We start from the raw sequence: 20,115 nt of genomic DNA, 5'->3' as shown, positions 1-20,115 counted from the left end.
TCGGTCCCCACAGTAGTGAGGAACCGGCACCCTGTTGACCGCCCGAGCCGCCGTACACCCGTTGTTCGCCCCGGGGCCGATCGGTGACGCGCGGCCGGGTGTCGGGTCGTGCCGCGCGGGAGGCCCGGCTAGGTGTGGACCTCGGCGCCCGTTTTGGCGCGGATCTCCTCGATCGTGACGTCCGGGGCGGGTTCGACGAGTCGGAACCCCTCCGGACAGATGTCGAGGACGCACAGGTCGGTGACGACCCGCTGGACGCATCCGCGCCCGGTGTACGGCAGGGAGTTCTCCGCCAGCAGTTTGGCCTCGCCCTTGCGGGTGACGTGGTCCATCATCACGACCACCCGGCCGGCGCCGTGGACCAGATCCATGGCCCCGCCCATGCCCTTGACCATGGCGCCGGGGATCATCCAGTTGGACAGGTCCCCGGTCTGTGAGACCTGCATGGCGCCGAGCACGGCGACGTCGACCGTTCCGCCCCGGATCATCGCGAACGACTCCGACGACGAGAAGAACGCCGCCCCCGCAGCCGCGGTGATGGTCTCCTTGCCGGCGTTGATCATCTCCGGGTCGAGCTGCTCGGGCGTCGGGTACGGGCCCACACCCAGGATCCCGTTCTCCGAATGGAGAGTGACCTGGACGCCCGACGGTAGGTGGTCCGGGATCAGGGTCGGCATCCCGATCCCCAGGTTGACGTACTGCCCGTCGACGAAATCGGTGGCGATGCGTGCCGCCATCTGCTCGTGGGTCCAGCTCATCTCCGGTCCTCTCCCCTGCTGCTGAGCTTCTCGATCTCCACGCCGGTCTCCTGCCGTCCGACCTCGACGAGCCGCTGGACGAAGATCCCGGGGAGGTGGACATCGGCCGGGTCGATCTCGCCGGCCGCGACGATCTCCTCGGCCTGGACGATCGTGACGCGGCCGGCCATCGCGACGTCCGGGTTGAAGTTCCGGGCGGTGCCGCTGAACTGCAGGTTCCCTGCGGTATCCGCGCGGTGGGCGTGGACGAGCGCGAAATCGGTGACGATCGACCGCTCGAGGACGTACCGCACCCCGTCGAACTCGCGCACCTCCTTGGGATCGGAGGCCACGGCCACTCCTCCGTCGCCGTCGTAGCGCAGTGGTAGTCCGCCGTCGGCGACCATCGTCCCGACGCCGGCCGGCGTGTAGAAGGCGGGGATGCCCGCCCCACCGGATCGCATCCGCTCGGCGAGTGTGCCCTGCGGCGTCAGCTCAACCTCGAGCTCGCCGTTCAGGTACTGCCTGGCGAACTCCTTGTTGGCCCCCACGTACGAGGCCGTGGTGCGGGAGATGCGGCGGGCCTCCAGCAGCCTGCCGAGGCCGAAGCCGTCCGTACCGCAGTTGTTGCTCACGGTGCTCAGGTCGGTGGCCCCCTGGTCGAGGAGCGCATCGATCAGGACGGCGGGGATGCCGACCAGACCGAACCCCCCGACGGCGAGGGAGGCGCCGTCCGGGATGTCCGCGACCGCGGCGGCGGCCGACGAGAAGATCTTGTTGGTCATGTCACACACCGTAGACTCTGTTCGCTTGTTGCACAACAGTTCGTCCTGCGTACACTTGCGGCGTATCGTGGTTCACGTCACCCGGGCCCGGCCGGACCCTGTAGCGCCACAAGAAAGGACCCACCCCATGCCAGCCACACTGTCCCACCAGGTCAGCGGCCTACAGTCGGCGGACGCCCCCGTTGTCGTCCTCCTCGGATCCCTCGGGTCGGACCGGTCGATGTGGGATTCCCAGGTACGCGATCTCGCCCGAGATCACACGGTCGTCGCCGTCGACCATCGCGGCCACGGAAGCTCTGACGTGGTCGCGGGGCCGTGCACGATCGCCGATCTCTCCGGCGACGTCCTCGCCCTGCTCGACGGCATGGGCGTGGATCGCTTCCACGTGGTCGGACTCTCGCTGGGCGGCGCGGTCGCCCAGTGGCTCGCGGTCCACGAGCCCACCCGCGTCAGGTCCACGGCCCTGCTGTGCACGGCCGCCAGGTTCGGCGAGCCCACGGGATGGGCCGAGCGTGCGGCCGCGGTCCGCGAGGGCGGTACCGGGGCCGTCGCCGACGCGGTGGTGGCGCGGTGGGTCACCGCCGGACGCGCCGAGCAGGATCCCGCACTGGTGGCCGGTCTCCGAGAGATGATCCTGGCGACCAGCGCCGAGGGATACGCCGCGGCCTGCGACGCCCTGTCTGTCTGGGACGGGCGCGCCGACCTCGGCCGGATCACCTGCCCCACCCTCGTGGTGGCCGGGGACGAGGACCCCTCCACACCACCCGACGTGGTCCGCGAGCTCGCGGACGGCATCCCTGGGGCCGAGTTCGTGACCCTGTCCCCCGCCGCCCACGTACCCACCGTCGAGATGCCCGAGCGCGTCTCCGAGGTCCTGCGCTCGCACCTGATCTCGGCCGGCCCCGCGTGACCGCGGAAGGCCACGACGAGGCCGCCGGATCCGGGTCCGTCCCCGGGGCCGAGCCCGGATCCGGGTCCGTCCCCGGGGCCGAGCCCGGGTCCGGGTCCGGGTCCGGGAACCCTCCCGACCGGCCGCCGTCCCCGGACTTCGTCCAGTCCCTCGCCCGCGGCCTCGCCGTCATCACCGCATTCGACGCCGACCACCCCCGGCAGACCCTCAGCGAGGTCGCCCGGACCACCGGACTCACCCGCGCGACCGCTCGCCGGTTCCTCCACACACTCGTCGAACTCGGCTATGTGGATACCGCCGGGTCGGCCTTCTGGCTCACCCCCCGCGTGCTCGACCTGGGTTACAGCTACCTCTCGGCCATGCCGTTGACGGATCTGGCCCAACCGCACCTCGAACGGCTCAGCGCACGACTCGACGAGTCGTCGTCGATCGCCGTCCTCGACGGGCACGACATCGTTTATGTCGGACGTGTCCAGGTCCGCCGGATCATGAGTATCGGGATCACCATCGGCACCCGCTTCCCCGCCTTCGCCACCTCGATGGGCAGGGTCCTGCTCTCGGCCCTGCCCCCGGAGGAGCTGGACGACCACCTGGCGGCGACCGATCTGCGGGTACGCACCCCTCACGGGATCGCGGACCCGGCCGGACTGCGCGCCGAACTCGCGGCGGTCGCCGACCGCGGGTGGGCGCTCGTGGACCAGGAGCTCGAACCGGGCCTGAGGTCGCTGGCCGCCCCGGTCCGCGATCGTCACGGGCGGGTCGTGGCCGCGCTGAACGTCTCCACACACGCCGCCCGGTATTCGATCGAGCAGCTCCGCCACGAGCTCGTCCCCGTGGTCGTGGACGCGGCCCGGGCACTGTCCGCGGACCTGGCGACCGTCAATCGTTGAGCCGTTCCGACCGAGACCGCTCCCCACCCCCACCACCCCGGCTACCACCAGGAGAACCATGCGCGACGTCGTCATCTGCCAGCCCCTCCGCACGCCGGTCGGCCGCTTCGGCGGCGTGTTCCGCGATCTGGACGCGAACACGCTGGCCACCTCACTACTTACCGCGCTCGTCGAACGCACCGGACTGACAGGGGCGGACGTCGACGACGTGATCCTGGGCCAGGGCTCGCCCGGAGGCGAGGGTCCCGCCATCGGCCGGATCGCGGCCCTCGACTCCCCGCTCGGCATCGAGGTACCCGGGATGCAGCTGGACCGGCGTTGCGGCTCCGGCCTCCAGGCGGTGATCACCGGCGCGCTACAGGTGGCCTCCGGCGGGGTGGACCTCGTGATCGCCGGTGGCGTCGAATCGATGAGCCAGGTGGAGTTCTACGCCACGCCCTCGCCCCGCTGGGGAATCAAGGGCGACGGCATCTCGCTGATCGACCGCCTCGGCCGCGCCCGCACAACGGTCGGTGGCCGGTCCCACGTCATCGACGGCGGGATGATCGAGACCGCCGAGAACCTGCGCCGCGAATACGGCATCAGCCGGGAGGAGCAGGACCGGCTGGCCGTGCAGTCCCACCAGCGCGCGGTCGCCGCGCAGGGCTCCGGGGTGTTCGCCGAGGAGATCGTCCCCGTGACCGTTCCGCAGCGCAGGGGCGAGTACCTCGTCGTCGACACCGACGAGCACCCCCGCGCCGACACCACGGTCGAGGCGCTCTCGGGCCTCCGGGCGATCATGGGCCGGACCGACCCCGAGGCCACCGTCACCGCCGGAAACGCCTCGGGCCAGAACGACGGCGCCGCGATGTGTGTGGTCACCACGGCGGACAGGGCCACCTCGCTCGGGCTGACCCCGCTCGTCCGCCTGGCGTCCTGGGCCGTGGCCGGTGTCGCACCGGAGACGATGGGAATCGGCCCGGTCCCCGCCACAGCCAAGGCGCTCGATCGGCTCGGGTTGACGCTGGCGGACATCGATGTGATCGAGCTCAACGAGGCCTTCGCGGCCCAGGCGCTGTCCGTCATGCGGGAGTGGGACATCGACCCCGCCTCGGAGCGCCTCAACCCCCACGGCTCCGGGATCTCGCTCGGCCACCCCGTCGGCGCGACCGGCGCCCGGATGCTCGCCACGCTCTCCCACGAGATGGTTCGGCGCGACGCCCAGTGGGGTCTGGAGACCATGTGCATCGGCGGCGGCCAGGGCCTTGCCGCGGTCTTCGAGCGCGCCTGACCGACTCCTCCGGGATCGTCAAGAGCGTTCCGCACACATTGCTCGAGTGGAAATGTGCGGAACGCTCTTGACGATGATCTTGACGTGGAGGGGTCGGCCGTTCACCCGTCCGAGCCCGGTCGGCCGGGACGTCAGTCGTCGACGCGCGAGGGGTGCCTCGTCAGCGCCATGACCTCGATGTCCATGTACGGGAACAGCGGCAGGCCCGAGAGCAACTCGTGCAGCTCGTCGCCGGACTCGACGTCGAAGATGCTGATGTTGGAGTACTGGCCGACGATGCGCCAGAGCTCCCGCCACTTCCCGGCGCGCTGCAGCTCCTGACTGTAGGCCTTCTCGCGGGCGACGGTGTCCTCGCGCACCTTCGGGTCCAGGTCCCGGGGGATGTTGACGTCCATGCGGACGTGGAACAGTGCCATCTCGGCAGTCTCCTCTACTTCTCGGTGGTCGGTGGGTCTGCGGCCGGCGGGTCAGCCGGCCGGCGGGTCAGGGGATCAGCGTCGGGTGAACTTCTCGACGGCGTCGGGGTCGATCTCCACGCCCAGGCCCGGCCCGTCCGGAAGGTGGACCCGACCGGCCTCGTAGCGGATCGGCGTGGTCACGTAGGTCTCGGCCAACAGCAGCGGGCCGAACAGCTCGGAACCGTAGTTGAAGCCCGGCTCGGCGCACGCCAGGTGCAGCGACGCCATGGTTCCGATGGGCCCCTCCAGCGAGGTCGCCGCATGGCAGGCCACGCCTGCCGCGCGCGCGATCGCCACGACCTCCTTGCTCCGGGTCAGTCCGCCGAGCTTGGTGGTCTTGACGGCGATGACCCCGGCGGCGTCGCGGCGCACGACCTCGAGAGCATCGTGAGGGGACTGCACTGATTCGTCGGCCATGATCTGGACGGGCAACGTGCGGTTGAGCTCGGCGAGCACCTCGATCTGCTCGGTCGGGGTCGGTTGCTCGATCAGTTCGATCCCCGCCTCGACCAACGCCGGGAGGTGCACGTTGGCGGTGAACCGGTCCCACCGGGCGTTGATGTCCACCCGCAGGCCGGCCCGGCCGTCGAGTCGCTCGGCGAGCGCGGCGATACGCGCGACGTCCTCGGCCGGGTCCAGGGCCCCCATCTTGAGCTTGAAGGTGCGGTGGCGGTCCGCGGCGAGCAGCCCGTCGATCTCCTCGACCATCTCCTCGAGCGGCATGGCACCCAGCGCCCACGTGCATTCGATGGAGTCGCGGACGGCGCCTCCGAGGAGGGTCCGCACCGGCACCTCGAGAGTGCGCGCCCACGCGTCGATCATCGCGATCTCGAGCGCGGCCTTGGCGAAGCGTCCCCGGGCCACCACACCCTCCATCGCCTCGAGGACCGCCGGGACCTCGTCCACGCGCCGACCCACGGCCACGGGGGCGAGGTACTTCTCCACCAGAACCTGCATGGTCTCGGCCGACTCCCCGCCCCACCATGGGCCGCCCGGGGTCACGCCCTCGCCGTGGCCGACGACGCCGTCAGCCGTGGTCACCGACACCAGGAGGATGGACTGCTCGGTCGTGGTGGTGGTGGCGAATTTGTGGGGGCGAATGAGCGGAACGTCGAGGATTCGTGTCTCGACGGATCGGATGGTCATGTCGGTCATGTTCGGTCCTCGACTTGGTGTGAGCTGGGAGGGATCACCTGCGCCCCGGTCGCTGGTGGCGACCGGGGCGGGCGAGATGATTCCGGGATCGGATGTGATCAGGCGACGTAGCGGGCCTCGGAGACCGGGTCGAGCACGAAGTCATAGGTGACCTCGTCCGTTCCGTCGGCACCCGGCCGGGGATTCAGGATGAGCTCGGGCTTGACCGCTCCGGCGACGTCGTCCTCGACGTACTCGCCACCCTGGAAGTACAGCTGGGTGGTGATGAGCCGCTTGCCCGGGGCCGTCACCTTGAGGTGCAGGTGCGCCGGACGCCACGGGTGGCCGTCGTAGCTGGCGATGAACTCGCCGGTCGGACCGTCGTGCGGGATCTGGTACGGCGCGGGCTGGATCGTGGTGATCTCGAAGCCACCCTCGGCGTCGGTGGAGAACGTGCCGCGCAGGTTCCACTCCGGGATGCCCAAGCCGTCGTCGAACTGCGAGTAGTAGCCATCGGAGTCGGCGTGCCAGAGCTCGACTGTCGCGCCCTCGATGCCGGCGCCGTCCAGGTCCCGGACCTGGCCCTTGAACACCAGGAGGGTGCCCTTCTCGTCCTCACGCATCGGCATGGTGCCCTTGGCGCCGAGGTTCGGGGCGTCCGGCACGTAGTACGGGCCCTCGATCGAGCCCTTGGTGCCGTTGAAGATCCGGCTGTTGGAGTCCTCGATGAAGTGCTCGAGGAAGACGTCGAGCCACAGCGGCCACTCGCCACCCTCGCCGACGCTGATGAGCCACTGCTTGAGGACGCGGTACTCGTCGTAGGTCACCTGGTGCTGGTAGATGACCTCGGACAGCTTGGTCAGCACGTCCTTGTAGATGGCGGCGGCGCGCTCGGGCGAGGTGTCGGAGCCGACCCGGTTGCCCTTGAACTTGTCGGTGGCGGCGCTACCGGAACCGGAGGCGGAGGGGACTGCGGTGGTGGGGACAGCGGTGGTGCTCATGACGCTCCCTGCGTGAGTGGGGGGACTGGATCGGGCCGGTGGACGATGCCCTGATCCGGGATCCCCGTCGGCCGATGCACTCACTGTGCCCCCGCCTGAGGTGTGTCGTCAATCACTTCACTATACATCCGTAGTGGCGCCTTTAGGCTCCTTGCACACCCCATGCGCACGTTTCCGCAGATGGGCGTACGGATGCGGCCTCGCTGTTCGCGGTGCGAACAGCTGGCACCTAGGCACGACTAGGCAAACCCCTAGTGTGACTCGCCCCACACTCGGGCACCGTGGGGGTCATCACGGCACCAGGTCACCTTCGAGGTGGCCCGCCCCGACCCCGCAAGGAGCACTCGATGTCCGATCGACTCGACCACCTGCAGCACACTCTCGACACCGCTCTCGAGGACCGTCCCGCCGAGGGCATCATCCGCGCGAACCGTCGCATCTTCACCGACGAGGAGCTGTTCGAGCTCGAGATGACGCACATCTTCGAAGGCAACTGGGTCTACCTGGCACACGAGAGCCAGATCCCGAACGTCGGCGACTACTTCACCACCGACATCGGCCGCCAGCCCATCATGATCACCCGCGGCAGGGACGGAGAGCTCAACTGCCTGATCAATGCCTGCTCGCACCGCGGGGCGATGCTGTGCCGCCGCAAGACCGACAACCGCACCACTCTGACCTGCCCATTCCACGGATGGACGTTCTCCAACTCCGGTGAACTGCTCAAGGTCAAGGACCCCCGGGACGCCGGCTATCCGGAGCAGTTCAACACGGGCGGTTCCCACGACCTCCGGCGTGTGGCCCGGTTCGCCAACTACCGCGGGTTCCTCTTCGGCAGCCTGAACCCCGATGTCCTGCCCATCGAGGAGCACCTCGGGGACAGCCGGACCATCATCGACATGCTCGTCGACCAGTCCCCGGAGGGCCTGGAAGTACTGCGTGGGTCCTCGACCTACACCTTCGACGGCAACTGGAAACTCCAGGCCGAGAACGGCGCGGACGGATACCACGTCTCGGCGACCCATTGGAACTACGCGGCCACCACCGCCCGACGAGGCTCCGGGGAATCCAAGAACGAGACCAAGGCCATGGACGCCGGCACGTGGGGCAAGCAGGGAGGCGGCTATTGGTCGTTCGACCACGGCCACCTGCTGCTGTGGATGTGGTGGGGCAACCCCGAGGACCGTCCGCTGTGGGAGCGCAGGGACGAACTGGCCGAACAGATCGGCGAGAAGAAGGCGGAGTTCATGGTTGGGGCCTCCCGGAACCTGTGCCTCTACCCCAACGTCTACCTGATGGACCAGTTCTCCAGTCAGATCCGGCACTTCAAGCCGATCTCGGTAGACAAGACCGAGGTGACGATCTACTGCATCGCCCCCAAGGGCGAGAGCGCCGAGGCGCGCGCCGCCCGGATCCGCCAGTACGAGGACTTCTTCAACGCGACCGGCATGGCGACACCGGACGACCTGGAGGAGTTCCGCTCGTGCCAGAAGACCTACCTGGCCGGCGCCGCACCGTGGAACGACATGACCCGCGGATCCACACATCAGATCACCGGCCCCGACGCCACCGCCCGAGGCCTGGGGATGAAGAACGTGCTCTCCTCCGGTGCCAAGACCGAGGACGAGGGCCTGTACCCGGTGCAGCACGGGTACTGGCTCGAGACCATGCGCCGCGCGCTGGAGGCAGAGGAGCGCGCCGCCGCCGAGGCGGACGCCGCCACTGCGGGGAAGGACGGAGTGACGCCGGGCATCGCCGCGTCCGCCTCCCTCTGATCTGACCCGCGACCTCCCACGCCCACGAAAGGACCGATCATGTCCACACCCACAGTGTCTGAGAAGGCAGTGTCCGAGCGGCCAGTGGCGTCGATCTCCGTCGAGGAGATCTCCGCCTTCCTCTTCCGCGAGGCCCGCCTTCTCGACGACCGGCAGTTCGAAGAATGGATCGAGTGCTATCGCGAAGACGCGATGTACTGGATGCCCGCGTGGGACGACGACGGCGAGCTCACCACGGACCCCTACTCCGAGATCTCGCTCATCTTCTATCCCAACCGGGCCGGCATCGAGGACCGGGTGTTCCGCATCCGTACCGACCGGTCGTCGTCCACCTCCCTCCCGGAACCCCGCACCGGCCACCTCATCAGCAACATCGAGGTGACGGACAGGCGACCCGGCGAGGTCGACGTCCGCTTCAACTGGCTCTCCTCGTACGTCCGCTACAAGGCCACAGACCAGTACTTCGGGACCTCCTTCTACACCCTCGACGTCACCGGGGAGTCCCCGCTGATCACCTACAAGAAGGTCGTCCTCAAGAACGACTACATCCACCACATCGTGGACATCTACATGGTGTGACCCGCGCAGCCACCGAGCCCGCCCCATCGGGGCGCCGACGACCACCGAGCCGCCCGGTGCGGCCGATCATGCCAGCGACAAGAAGTGAGATCCCATGAGTTACCAGGTAGCCCTGGGCTTCGAGGACGGTGTGACGCGCTTCATCACATGCGGCCCGTCGGAAACCGTCGCCGACGCCTCGTACAAGGCCCGAATCAACATCCCCCTCGACTGCCGCGACGGAGCGTGCGGCACGTGTAAGTCGCTGTGCGAGTCGGGCGACTTCGACGGCGGCGACTACATCGACGACGCCCTCACCGCGGCCGAGGCCGAGGCCGGCTACTGCCTCCCGTGCCAGATGGTCCCCCGCTCGGACCTGGTGGTCCAGATCCCCACCACCTCGGACGTGGCCAAGACCACCGCAGCGGCCCACCCGGCAACCGTCACGGCGGTCGATCGCCTGGCCGAGGGCGCGTTCGCGCTCACCGTGGAACTCGACGACCGCGGAGCCCTGGCGTTCCTGCCGGGCCAGTACGTGAACGTCTCGGTTCCCGGCACGGACCAGATCCGCTCGTACTCGTTCTCGACCGGGCCGGACGACGACCGCCTGTCGTTTCTCATCAAGTACGCCCCGGGCGGCGCGATGTCCGAGTACCTCGCGCAGCGGTGCGCGGCGGGCGATCGACTCGCCCTCACGGGCCCGATGGGCAGCTTCTTCCTCCGCGAGTCACCGCGGCCGCTGCTTCTGCTCGCGGGGGGCACCGGACTGGCGCCCGTCCTGTCGATCCTGGAGAGCCTCGCCGTCGCCGGTTCCGGGGACCGGCCCGTGCACCTGGTCTACGGAACGTCACGCGACACCGACGTGGTGTACACCGATCTTCTCGACGACTACGCGACACGGTTGCCGGGGATGACGTGGGACCTCGTCGTGTCCGACCCAGCCACGGCGTTCCCGAACACCGGCTATGTCACCGGGTTAATCCGCCCCGAGCACCTCCATGACGGGACGGCCGACGTCTACCTGTGCGGTCCGCCGCCGATGGTGGAGTCCGTCCGGGCCTTCCTGGATACCGAGGGCCTCGAGGTCACACACTTCTACTACGAGAAGTTCACCCCGGCGACCGTGGTCGCAGACGGAGCGGCCGATCCGGGCGCCCCGGTCGAACCCGCAACACCCGTTGAGACCCCGGAACCGACCGCCCCTGCAGCAGTCGCACCCGTCGTCGTCGACGCCACCGCGGAGCCAGGGTTCGAGGCCGCGCCGGTGGCCACGACCCGAGATGCCGTCGCGCTCCCCGCAGCACCGATCGCGGGGCGGCCCGTGGGTTTCCGCCCGCGCACCCCGGGGTTGTTCCCCTCCGCCGGCGCCGGGTCCCGCGGTCCCGCGCACCCGCAGCCGGCCATCGCCGCCAGACCGGTCGCTTTCGAGTCCCGTGTCCCGGGTGTGTCCGGCACCGGGTCCTCGCCGGGACCGGCGGCCGAGGAGAAGGTGTCGCCCATCGCCGCCCGGCCGGTGGGATACGTCCCCAGGCCCGTGACCATGCAGTCCGTGCCCCGGGCCTCGGTCCCGCGGACGACATCGTCCGCCCTGTCGCTGTCCGGCGGCGAGCGGTCCGAGACGATCACGTCCTCGACCGGAGTGGTCAGCGGCGAGGTGCATCCCGGGATCGCCCACTCGGACGCCCAGTTCGACGCCCGGATGGCGCTCGAACTCGGAGCCGTCGAGCTCACCATGGGCCGACTCGACGCCGCCCGCCTCGCGGAGTTCCGCATGCTGGCGGAGTCGGCCAACCAGTACATCCAGGGGGATCGCTTTCTCGACCCGGCGCGATTCACCGCTGCCAACGGCCAGTTCCACGAGTACCTCTTCCGCTGCACCGGCAACGAGGCCCTCCTGCAGGCCTACCGGATCCTGGAGGTCACCCGGGTGATGAACAGTGTCCTCCCGGACGCCCGCTGGGTGTCCGAGGACATCGTGCCGGAGCACCTCGAGATCGTCGCCGCGTTCGAGAACGGGGATCGCGACGCGGCACGCTACCTGATCCGGCGCCACACCGAACACGCCAAGGCGACCATGCGGGCCGCGCTCGCCGACACGTCCGTCGAGGCGGCGTCGTGAGCGCCCCGGTCGGTGACCACGACGCCGTCCCACCTGTTCTCTCCCCCGGACGTTTCGACGGGCTGTCCGTTCTGGTCACCGGAGCGGTTCAGGGAATCGGTCGTGCGGTCGCCGACCGGGTCGTCCGGGAAGGCGGGCTGGTCACCGCCGTCGACCGCGCGGAGGCGGTCGACGAGGTCGTCGAGGACCTGACCGCCGTGTCGCCGGACGGCCACAGGGTGACCCCGGTGGTCGCCGACCTCGAGACATTCCAGGGCGCACACCTCGCGGTCGATGCCGCCCTCTCGGCCCACGGTCGGATCGACGTACTGATCAACAACGTCGGTGGCACGATCTGGGCCCGGCCCTACCACGAGTACTCGCCCGAGCAGATCGAGAAGGAGGTGCGTCGTTCGCTGTTCCCCACGTTGTGGATGTGCCGGTCGGTCCTGCCGTCGATGATCTCCGTCGGGGCCGGAACCATCGTCAACGTGTCCTCGGTGGCCACACGGGGCGTCAACCGGGCCCCGTACGCGGCGTCCAAGGGCGGGGTGAACGCACTGACCACCGCGCTCGCGCTCGAGGCGGCCCCACACGGCATCCGGGTGGTGGCCACCGCTCCCGGCGGAACGCTCGCCCCGGAGCGCCGCATCTCCCGCGGTGGTGACGCCCGCACCGCCGAGGAGAAGCGCTGGTACCAGCAGATCGTGGACCAGACCGTCGAGTCCACCGCGCTCGGTCGCTACGGCGACCTCCACGAACAGGCCGCCCCGATCTGTTTCCTGGCCTCCCCCGAGGCGTCGTACATCACCGGGTCGGTCCTCCCGGTCGCCGGCGGGGACCAGGGCTGACCGCCCGTCCCGCCCCTGCTCCCCCTGTCCCATCCCACCCATCCCCCATCGGAGGTCCACCGTGACCGAGAAGACCGCAACCACAGCCGACGTCTGGGAGTCCCCCGCGCATCGGCGAACCGTCTACGGGGTACTGGCCGTCGTCGCGCTGGCCATCCTCTTCGACGGCTACGACCTGGTTATCTACGGCGCGATCCTGCCCACACTCATGGCGGACCCCGGCCAGATCGGCCCCCTCGGTGCCGCTCAGGCCGGCGCCCTGGGTTCGTACGCCCTCGTCGGAGTCATGATCGGAGCGCTGAGCGCGGGCGCCGTCGGAGACCGCATTGGCCGTCGGAGGATCATGCTCGGCTCGATCGCCTGGTTCTCGGTGGGCATGGCCGCCACCTCGTTCGCGCAGAACATCACGACGTTCGGGATCCTGCGCCTTCTCACCGGCCTCGGAATCGGCGCGATCGTCGCGACCGCCGGTGCGATCATCGCCGAGTTCGCCCCCGCGGGGCGGCGGAACCTGTTCAACGCCGTGGTCTACAGCGGTATCCCCGCCGGCGGAGTCCTCGCCTCGGCCCTGGCGATGCTCTTGTGTGACCACATCGGCTGGCGGGGGCTGTTCCTCATCGGCGCACTGCCCCTCGTCATCGTCCTGCCCTACGCGTGGTACGCCCTGCCCGAGTCGCCGCGCTGGCTCTCCTCGCGGGGGCGCACCGACGAGGCCGTCGCGCTGTGTTCCGCCCGCGGATTGCCGGTCCACGCCTTCATCGACGCCCCCACCCAGAGCTCCGACGGCCCCGGCGCAGCGGGTACCGCCGCAACGTCGCCCACCGGATTCGCCGGGCTGCTGACCCCGGCCTATCGACTCGGCACCCTCCTGCTCGGGTTCATGAGTTTCGCCGGGCTCCTCCTCACCTACGGGCTCAACACCTGGCTCCCGACGATCATGGGGACGTACGGCATCGACGCCAGGAGTTCCCTCGGCTTCCTGCTGGTCCTCAACGGCGGCGCCATCGCCGGCGGGCTGGCCGCATCGCGGTTGGCCGACCGACACGGCCCGCGAGTGATCGTGGCCTGCTCCTTCCTCCTGGCCACGTCCGCGCTGGTCGCCGTGACCCTGTCCCCGCCGATCGCGCTGATGATCCTGCTCGTGGCCGCTGCCGGCATGGGCACCATCGGGACCCAGGTACTCGTCTACGGCTTCGTCTCGAACTACTACGAGACCGGTTCCCGCGCCGCGGGAGTGGCCTGGTGCGCGGGTTTCGGGCGCCTGGGCGGAATCCTCGGTCCGGTCATCGGCGGCCTTCTCGTCGCCGCGGGCCTCCAGGCGGAGACCTCGTTCCTCGTTTTCGCGGGCGTCGCCCTGGTCGGGGCCGTGATCACCCTCGCCGTCCCGCGCTCACCGGGCCTGGTCGCCCAGGTCCCCGACGCCATCATGGGCTCCGGTCCCGACGGCGGGTCCGACGGTTCTCGGGAACGGATCGAGACCCCATCGGCCGACCTACGCTGAGGTCATGACCACCATGCCCACCCTCTTCCCCCGTCACGGTCACCACCGCGTGATGCGACGACTCCGCGAGCTTCACGGCGCGGTGGTGGACCGGGGGTCGTCGGTGGTCCTGGTGACCGCCCCCTACGGTGCGGGCAAGAGCCACCTCGTCGACACCCTGCTCACGGGGACCACCGGAGTAACAACGGTTCTGACCAGGGCGTTGCCGTGGGAACACGACGTCCCGTGGGTGATCGCCGACCGGATCCTCCGGCGACTGCCCCCGGTCGCCGCGCCGGGTGACGGCGAGACGCCCGGCCCGGCCGGGGTCGAGCGGACCGCGCCCCGAGTGGTCGACGAGCTCGACACCGCGCTCGGGGCCGCCGGCGCCGGGACGGTCATCGTGATCGACGACGCCGACCACGCCGATCCCGGATCCCTCCGCGCACTCGGATCGGCTCTCGAGACCTCCGTCGACGGTGCAGTCCTCCTGGTCCTCACCGCAGGGAACCCCTCGGAGGGGCCGTCCGCGGACCTGTGTTCCACTCTCGCCCGCGAGACCCTGCACCTCGGGGCGCTCGACCACTCCGAGATCCGCGCCCTGGCCGCAGCCCGCACCGGGCGGGAACCGTCCGCCGCCGCGGCCCGCAGGATCCTGGACTACACCGGGGGTGCCGCCGACGCGGTCGCCGCGGTCGTCGACGAGGCCTCCGAGTCCTGGTGGACGAGCCCGTTCTCACCCCCGCCCCTGCCGGGCTCGGTCGAGCTGGAGGCCGGGGCCCAGCTCGCGGGGCTGGAACCCGGAGACCGCGCAGTGGTCGAGGCCGCGGCCGTCCTTCCCCCGCCCGTCCTGCTGGAGTCCCTCTCCGCGCTCGTCGCGGCCCGATCGGGTGGATCCGGCGAGACCGGGACGGTGCTGGGCGCCCTCGACGCCGCGCACAGGGCCGGGATACTCCGCGTGGACCTCTCCCCCGGCGCCGCCGTGCTCACGTTCCGCTCGCCGCTCGTCCGTACGGCGGTCCTTCGCGGTATCCCGCCCCGCGAACTGCTCTCGCTACACACCGTCGCGGCCGGGCTCGCGGAGCTCGAGGACCCCGACGCCGCGCTGGACCACCTGGCGGCCACCTCGACCGGGCCGGATCCCGGACTCTGCCGCATGCTCCGGGAGCGTGCGGGGGTGCACGCCAGGTCGGGACACTGGAGCGCCGCGGGTCACGCCTACCTCACGGCGGCGGCGCTCACCGCGGACCCCGACGAGGCGCGGGGCCTCCACATCGACGGCATCGACGCGCTCCTCGGGGCGGGTCGGATCAGCGAGGCCGCCGCGCTGTCCCACACGCTGGACAGGGTCCGGCCCGACCCCCGTCGCGATGCCGTCCTCGGTTCGCTCGCGCTCCACCTGGGGCACGCGGGTGAGGCCGAGGCACTCCTCCGGCGAGCCCTCGACGCAAGGTCGTCCGGTGCTCCCGGAGTCACCGCGCCCGACCCTGTCGCACTCGCCCAGAAGTTCGTGGTGCACTCGCTGTGCCTGTGGCGCCCAGACCAGCTGAGGCACTGGGCCGGGGTCGTCATCGGTGGTGCCCACGCCGACCAACCGGAGGTCGAGGAGGCCCGGGCCATCACCGTCCTGGGCGAGGCGATCGACGCCACCCCGGGAGCGGGCGTCGCCGACGAGGACCGGATCGGTTCTCTCGCCCCCGCCGTGGCACAGCGCTTCGAGATGGCCTCCGGATGGATCGCGCTCGCCCACGACGACCTCGAGACTGCCCGCCACCGCCTGGGCTCCGCCGTGCCGACGGCCGACGTCTCCGGTTCCGCCCGGATCTCGCTGTGGGCTCAAGCGTGGCTCGCACGCACCCATCTGCTCCGGGGGGACTGGGACGAGGCGCTCCGGGTCGTCGACACCGCCGCCCGCCGTCTCGAGGACCTCGAACTGGACCTGCTCGCCCCGGTGATCCACTGGTCCGGCGCCGTCATGAGGTCCATGCGCGGCGACCACCTGGGGGCGGCCGCGCACCTGAGGCACCTCACCACCACCGCGGACGCCTACCCGGTGCAGATCATCCCCTCCGCCATGGGGCGCATGCAGGTCGCCGCCGCCGCCGGCGACTACACCTCGGTGCGGCGGGCCGCCGAACCGCTGCACGTGCTGTCCCTCCAGCACGACATCGACCAGCCGGGCTTCTGGCCGTGGCACGATCTCTACGCCCACTCCCTCGTCCTGGCCGGCCGGCTCGAGGACGCCGAAGCGCTCATCGGTCCCCCTGAACAGCGGGCCGTGGAGCTGGGCCACCGCTCCACCCAGGCCCGGCTCGGCGCCGTCCGCTCCCGGATCGCCGCCGTCCGCGGAGATGTGGAGGAGTGCACCCGCATCTTCCACCGGAGCCTGGAGTACCTCGACGGACTGGCGATGCCGTACTACTCCGCACAGATGCACTTCGGCTTCGGCCAGACACTGCGTCGGGCCGGCCGGCGCCGCGAGGCCCACCTGGCCCTCGGGACCGCCCGAGACCTCTACGAACAACTCGGCGCCCACGCCTACGTCGAGCGCTGTGAGCGGGAGCGCCGCGCCGGGGGTGTCGATGTGGCCCGCGCGGTCGGCAACTCCACCCTCACCCCGCAGGAACGGGCCGTGGCGACCCTCGTCGCGGCGGGGCGGACCAACGCCCAGGCAGCCGAAGAGCTGTTCCTCAGCGTGAAGACGATCCAGTACCACCTCACCCGCATCTACTCGAAGCTCGGGATCAACGGCCGCACCGAGTTGGCGGCCCACGTCGCCAGGTCCCGCCACCCGTTCGGTCCCGACCCCGACGATTCAGGAGTCCCGTGACCACCGACAGTGCCCCCACCGACGGGTGGAGCCGGGACACCGACGCCCCGGCGGGAGACCCGTCCCGGACCGCCGCGCTGCTACCGATCGAGATCCCCCACCACCGCCGGCCCTCGCCGCGGCGGGTTCTCGCGGACCTGGGCCCGAGAGAATGCGCCAACGCCCTCATCGCGTTGATCTTCTCCGCGACCGGCCCCGTCGCCGTGATCCTGGCCGCGGGGGAACAGGGCGGGTTGACCCCGCAGGAACTGTCCTCGTGGATCTTCGGGGTGTTCTTCGCCAACGGGATCCTCACCATTCTCATGAGCTGGATCTACCGGACCCCGTTGGCATTCTTCTGGACCATCCCCGGCACCGTGATCGTGGGCAACTCACTCGGCCACCTGCGCTGGTCCGAGGTGCTCGGCGCCTACGTCGTCACAGGTGTGGTGATCCTGCTGATCGGCCTCAGTGGCGTCGCGCGCAGGGTCATGGACTGGATACCGATGCCCCTGATCATGGCCATGGTGGCCGGGGTGTTCCTCCGGTTCGGTCTCGGCCTGGTCGACGCGGTGTGGGCCTCCGCCACGGTGGCCCTACCCATGGTGCTGGCCTTCCTCGCCGTCGGGGCCGTACCGCGCGTGGCCCGGGTGATCCCGCCGATCCTCGCCGCGATGCTGGTGGGGATCATCGCGGTGGTACTCGACGGCGGGTTGTCCCGGGGAGTCCTGGACGACGGGCTGCTCGCCGTCCCCATGGTGCAGGGGCCGGAGTTCACCGTCCGCGGCCTCACGGAGTTGGTGGTCCCCCTGTCCATCACCGTGCTCGTCGTCCAGAACGGCCAGGGGGTCGGGGTCCTCCGTGCCAAGGGACACCATCCGCCGGTGAACGCCTGCGCCGTGGCGTGCGGGATCTGGTCTCTGCTGGTCTCCCCGATCGGCGCGGTCTCCACGTGCCTGACCGGACCGACCAACGCGCTGCTCGTCTCATCCGGCGAGCCCCGTCGGCACTACGCGGCCGCGATCGGCACTGGAGGGCTCGCCCTGGTCGTGGGGGTGCTCTCCCCCGCGTTCGTCGGTCTCATGGTCGGGACGCCCGCGGCCTTCGTCGCGGCGCTCGGCGGGCTGGCGATGCTGGCGCCACTGCAGTCGGCGTTCGTCACGGCGTTCCGCACCGACCGCACGATGGGGCCGTTGGTGTGCCTGCTGGTGACGGTGGCCGACGTGTCCCTGCTGGGGATCTCCGCGCCGTTCTGGGGAATCGTCCTGGGCCTCGCGGTGTCGGCGCTGCTGGAACGCCGTACCACGACCTGACGGGCTCTACGCCGACTTCTCCCGGGGCTCGGCATCGGAGAACGGGACGATCGTCGGCAGCACGTTGTGGCGCACCGTCTCGCCGGTGACCACCACGCGGGCGACGTCGTCACGTCCGGGGATGTCGTACATGACCGGGAGGAGGACCTCCTCCATGATCGCGCGCAGGCCGCGGGCGCCGGTGCCCCGCAGGATCGCCTGGTCGGCCACGGCCTCGAGGGCGTCCGTCGTGAACTCCAACTCGACGCCGTCCATCTCGAACAGCCGGGCGTACTGCTTCACGAGCGCGTTCTTGGGCTCGCTGAGGATGTTGACCAACGCCTCGCGGTCCAGACTCGTCACCGTCGCCACGACCGGCAGGCGCCCGATGAACTCGGGGATCAACCCGTACTTCACCAGATCCTCGGGCATGACCTCGGCGAAGTTCTCCGTGGTGTCCAGGGAGCTCTTGCTGGCCACCTCGGCCCCGAAGCCCATGCCCTTGCGACCCACGCGGTCACCGACGATCTTCTCCAGGCCCTGGAAGGCACCGGCGACGATGAACAGCACGTTGGACGTGTCGATCTGGATGAACTCCTGGTGCGGGTGCTTGCGTCCACCCTGCGGGGGCACCGACGCCTGCGTGCCCTCGAGGATCTTCAGCAACGCCTGCTGGACGCCCTCGCCGGACACGTCACGGGTGATCGAGGGGTTCTCGGCCTTGCGGGCGATCTTGTCGACCTCGTCGATGTAGATGATGCCCATCTCGGCGCGTTTGGTGTCGTAGTCCGCGGCCTGGATGAGCTTGAGGAGGATGTTCTCCACGTCCTCGCCCACGTAGCCGGCCTCGGTCAGCGCGGTGGCATCGGCGATGGCGAACGGGACGTTGAGCATCTTGGCCAGCGTCTGGGCGAGATAGGTCTTTCCACACCCGGTCGGACCCAGCATGAGGATGTTGGACTTGGCCAGCTCGACGGCGTCACCGCGACCGAGGGAGGCCCCCACGCGGATGCGCTTGTAGTGGTTGTAGACGGCCACCGCCAGGTTCCGTTTGGCGGCGTCCTGTCCCACCACGTACTCGTCGAGGAAGGCGTGGATCTCCGACGGCTTGGGCAGCTCGTCGAGTGCCGAGTCCTGCGAGTCCTCGACCTCGGACTCGATGATCTCGTTGCACAGCTCGATGCACTCGTCGCAGATGTAGACCCCGGGACCGGCGATCAGCTTCTTGACCTGCTTCTGGCTTTTCCCACAGAAGGAACACTTCAACAGGTCGCCGCTCTCACCCACACGTGCCATGAGTTCTACGTCCTCGCATTCCAGGGGCCCGGATTCACACCCCGTAGTCGACGGTACGCGGGAGGGCCGACAATTCCGACCCCCCGCGCGATCAGTTCATTGGACCTGACGGCGCACCGCTACCCACTACGGCGCGCCGCCCGGACGTCAGTTGGTCGACGACAGCTTGCGGTAGTCGAACACGGTGTCGATGATCCCGTAGTCCTTGGCCTCCGCGGCCGTGAGGATCTTGTCGCGATCGGTGTCCTTGCGGATCTTGTCCGCCTCGTGGCCGGTGTGCAGGGCCAGCGTGGTCTCCATGAGACGACGCATGCGCTCGATCTCCGCGGCCTGGATCTCCAGGTCCGAGACCTGACCCTGGATCCCACCGGTGGCGGGCTGGTGGATGAGGATGCGGGCGTTGGGCAGCGCGGCCCGCTTGCCCTTGGTGCCCGCCGCGAGCAGGACAGCGGCGGCCGAGGCCGCCTGCCCCAGGCACACCGTCACGATGTCGGGACGCACGTACTGCATCGTGTCGTAGATCGCCATCAGCGAGGTGAACGACCCACCGGGCGAGTTGATGTACATGGTGATGTCGCGGTCCGGATCCTGACCCTCGAGCACGAGGAGCTGGGCCATGATGTCGTTCGCCGAGGCGTCGTCGACCTGGGTGCCCAGGAAGATGATCCGCTCCTCGAAGAGCTTGTTGTACGGGTTGGACTCCTTGACGCCGTAGCTCGAGTGCTCGACGAAGGAGGGCAGAATGTAGCGCGAGGTCGGCAGTGAGGTCAT

General features: G+C 69.9%; 17 protein-coding genes. 10 read left to right on the top strand and 7 right to left on the bottom strand.

The window, feature by feature from the left end; all coding sequences use genetic code 11:
• Positions 1–128: 128 nt before the first annotated feature.
• Together ABIE38_RS02015 and ABIE38_RS02010 are read right to left on the bottom strand one after the other, a co-directional pair.
• On the bottom strand, positions 129–758 hold the full coding sequence (locus ABIE38_RS02015; protein WP_354053776.1) for a 3-oxoacid CoA-transferase subunit B: 630 nt from the start codon (positions 756–758) through the stop codon (positions 129–131).
• Positions 755–1,522 (bottom strand): CoA transferase subunit A, encoded by a 768-nt coding sequence (locus ABIE38_RS02010; protein ID WP_354053775.1) that lies wholly within the window; start codon positions 1,520–1,522, stop codon positions 755–757. Before ABIE38_RS02010 ends, ABIE38_RS02015 begins: the two co-directional genes overlap by 4 nt.
• Before the next feature lie 127 nt (positions 1,523–1,649).
• Between ABIE38_RS02010 and pcaD the strand changes: the two genes are divergently transcribed.
• The 3 genes from pcaD (at position 1,650) to ABIE38_RS01995 (ending at position 4,592) form a co-directional block, all read left to right on the top strand.
• Positions 1,650–2,432: a 3-oxoadipate enol-lactonase gene (pcaD, locus tag ABIE38_RS02005; RefSeq protein ID WP_354053774.1), complete on the top strand. Its 783-nt coding sequence runs from the start codon at positions 1,650–1,652 to the stop codon at positions 2,430–2,432.
• Positions 2,433–2,602: 170 nt separating this feature from the next.
• Positions 2,603–3,322: an IclR family transcriptional regulator domain-containing protein gene (locus tag ABIE38_RS02000; RefSeq protein ID WP_502914707.1), complete on the top strand. Its 720-nt coding sequence runs from the start codon at positions 2,603–2,605 to the stop codon at positions 3,320–3,322.
• Between the two features lie 58 nt (positions 3,323–3,380).
• A complete protein-coding gene (locus ABIE38_RS01995; protein WP_354053772.1) occupies positions 3,381–4,592 on the top strand; it encodes an acetyl-CoA C-acetyltransferase in 1,212 nt (403 codons plus the stop codon).
• 131 nt (positions 4,593–4,723) lie between these two features.
• Here ABIE38_RS01995 and catC read toward each other — a convergent pair whose 3' ends face one another.
• The 3 genes from catC to catA form a co-directional block, all read right to left on the bottom strand.
• The gene (gene catC, locus ABIE38_RS01990; RefSeq protein ID WP_354053771.1) at positions 4,724–5,008 is read right to left on the bottom strand and encodes a muconolactone Delta-isomerase; all 285 of its coding nucleotides are present in this window, start codon (positions 5,006–5,008) and stop codon (positions 4,724–4,726) included.
• A gap of 75 nt (positions 5,009–5,083) precedes the next feature.
• Entirely contained in the window at positions 5,084–6,205 is a 1,122-nt protein-coding gene (locus ABIE38_RS01985) for a muconate/chloromuconate family cycloisomerase (RefSeq protein ID WP_354053770.1), read from the bottom strand.
• A gap of 98 nt (positions 6,206–6,303) precedes the next feature.
• Complete coding sequence (catA, locus tag ABIE38_RS01980; RefSeq protein ID WP_354053769.1) at positions 6,304–7,185, bottom strand: catechol 1,2-dioxygenase; 882 nt, start codon at positions 7,183–7,185, stop codon at positions 6,304–6,306.
• A gap of 347 nt (positions 7,186–7,532) precedes the next feature.
• On the opposite strand from catA, the gene benA reads away from it, so the two are divergent.
• From benA to ABIE38_RS01945, 7 genes are all read left to right on the top strand, one after another.
• Complete coding sequence (gene benA, locus ABIE38_RS01975; RefSeq protein WP_354053768.1) at positions 7,533–8,960, top strand: benzoate 1,2-dioxygenase large subunit; 1,428 nt, start codon at positions 7,533–7,535, stop codon at positions 8,958–8,960.
• A gap of 39 nt (positions 8,961–8,999) precedes the next feature.
• Complete coding sequence (benB, locus tag ABIE38_RS01970) at positions 9,000–9,539, top strand: benzoate 1,2-dioxygenase small subunit (RefSeq protein WP_354053767.1); 540 nt, start codon at positions 9,000–9,002, stop codon at positions 9,537–9,539.
• A gap of 94 nt (positions 9,540–9,633) precedes the next feature.
• Positions 9,634–11,637, top strand: a complete 2,004-nt coding sequence (gene benC / locus ABIE38_RS01965) for a benzoate 1,2-dioxygenase electron transfer component BenC (protein WP_354053766.1) — start codon at positions 9,634–9,636, stop codon at positions 11,635–11,637.
• Positions 11,634–12,467 (top strand): 1,6-dihydroxycyclohexa-2,4-diene-1-carboxylate dehydrogenase, encoded by an 834-nt coding sequence (locus ABIE38_RS01960; RefSeq protein WP_354053765.1) that lies wholly within the window; start codon positions 11,634–11,636, stop codon positions 12,465–12,467. Before benC ends, ABIE38_RS01960 begins: the two co-directional genes overlap by 4 nt.
• A gap of 61 nt (positions 12,468–12,528) precedes the next feature.
• Entirely contained in the window at positions 12,529–13,968 is a 1,440-nt protein-coding gene (locus ABIE38_RS01955) for an MFS transporter (RefSeq protein ID WP_354053764.1), read from the top strand.
• A 4-nt stretch (positions 13,969–13,972) separates the two neighbouring features.
• Positions 13,973–16,777 (top strand): helix-turn-helix transcriptional regulator, encoded by a 2,805-nt coding sequence (locus tag ABIE38_RS01950; protein WP_354053763.1) that lies wholly within the window; start codon positions 13,973–13,975, stop codon positions 16,775–16,777.
• Positions 16,774–18,069: a benzoate/H(+) symporter BenE family transporter gene (locus ABIE38_RS01945; protein WP_354053762.1), complete on the top strand. Its 1,296-nt coding sequence runs from the start codon at positions 16,774–16,776 to the stop codon at positions 18,067–18,069. The genes ABIE38_RS01950 and ABIE38_RS01945 overlap by 4 nt, the downstream gene beginning before the upstream one ends.
• Positions 18,070–18,075: 6 nt before the next feature.
• On the opposite strand, the gene clpX is transcribed toward ABIE38_RS01945, so the two are convergent.
• Positions 18,076–19,344 (bottom strand): ATP-dependent Clp protease ATP-binding subunit ClpX, encoded by a 1,269-nt coding sequence (clpX, locus tag ABIE38_RS01940; protein WP_354053761.1) that lies wholly within the window; start codon positions 19,342–19,344, stop codon positions 18,076–18,078.
• 147 nt (positions 19,345–19,491) lie between these two features.
• Entirely contained in the window at positions 19,492–20,115 is a 624-nt protein-coding gene (locus ABIE38_RS01935; protein ID WP_179526200.1) for an ATP-dependent Clp protease proteolytic subunit, read from the bottom strand.

It is taken from the genome of Dietzia sp. 2505 (assembly GCF_040546785.1).
Classification (GTDB): domain Bacteria; phylum Actinomycetota; class Actinomycetes; order Mycobacteriales; family Mycobacteriaceae; genus Dietzia.
This window is presented reverse-complemented; position numbering and strand designations above follow the sequence as displayed.

Excerpts from the sequence above, each read along its gene's own strand:
- ABIE38_RS01935 (WP_179526200.1), bottom strand. The coding sequence starts at position 20,115 with ATGACCTCACTGCCGACCTCGCGCTACATTCTGCCCTCCTTCGTCGAG.
- clpX (WP_354053761.1), bottom strand. The coding sequence starts at position 19,344 with ATGGCACGTGTGGGTGAGAGCGGCGACCTGTTGAAGTGTTCCTTCTGT.
- pcaD (WP_354053774.1), top strand. The coding sequence starts at position 1,650 with ATGCCAGCCACACTGTCCCACCAGGTCAGCGGCCTACAGTCGGCGGAC.
- ABIE38_RS01950 (WP_354053763.1), top strand. The coding sequence starts at position 13,973 with ATGACCACCATGCCCACCCTCTTCCCCCGTCACGGTCACCACCGCGTG.
- benA (WP_354053768.1), top strand. The coding sequence starts at position 7,533 with ATGTCCGATCGACTCGACCACCTGCAGCACACTCTCGACACCGCTCTC.
- benC (WP_354053766.1), top strand. The coding sequence starts at position 9,634 with ATGAGTTACCAGGTAGCCCTGGGCTTCGAGGACGGTGTGACGCGCTTC.
- catC (WP_354053771.1), bottom strand. The coding sequence starts at position 5,008 with ATGGCACTGTTCCACGTCCGCATGGACGTCAACATCCCCCGGGACCTG.
- catA (WP_354053769.1), bottom strand. The coding sequence starts at position 7,185 with ATGAGCACCACCGCTGTCCCCACCACCGCAGTCCCCTCCGCCTCCGGT.
- benB (WP_354053767.1), top strand. The coding sequence starts at position 9,000 with ATGTCCACACCCACAGTGTCTGAGAAGGCAGTGTCCGAGCGGCCAGTG.
- ABIE38_RS02010 (WP_354053775.1), bottom strand. The coding sequence starts at position 1,522 with ATGACCAACAAGATCTTCTCGTCGGCCGCCGCCGCGGTCGCGGACATC.
- ABIE38_RS01985 (WP_354053770.1), bottom strand. The coding sequence starts at position 6,205 with ATGACCGACATGACCATCCGATCCGTCGAGACACGAATCCTCGACGTT.
- ABIE38_RS02015 (WP_354053776.1), bottom strand. The coding sequence starts at position 758 with ATGAGCTGGACCCACGAGCAGATGGCGGCACGCATCGCCACCGATTTC.
- ABIE38_RS01995 (WP_354053772.1), top strand. The coding sequence starts at position 3,381 with ATGCGCGACGTCGTCATCTGCCAGCCCCTCCGCACGCCGGTCGGCCGC.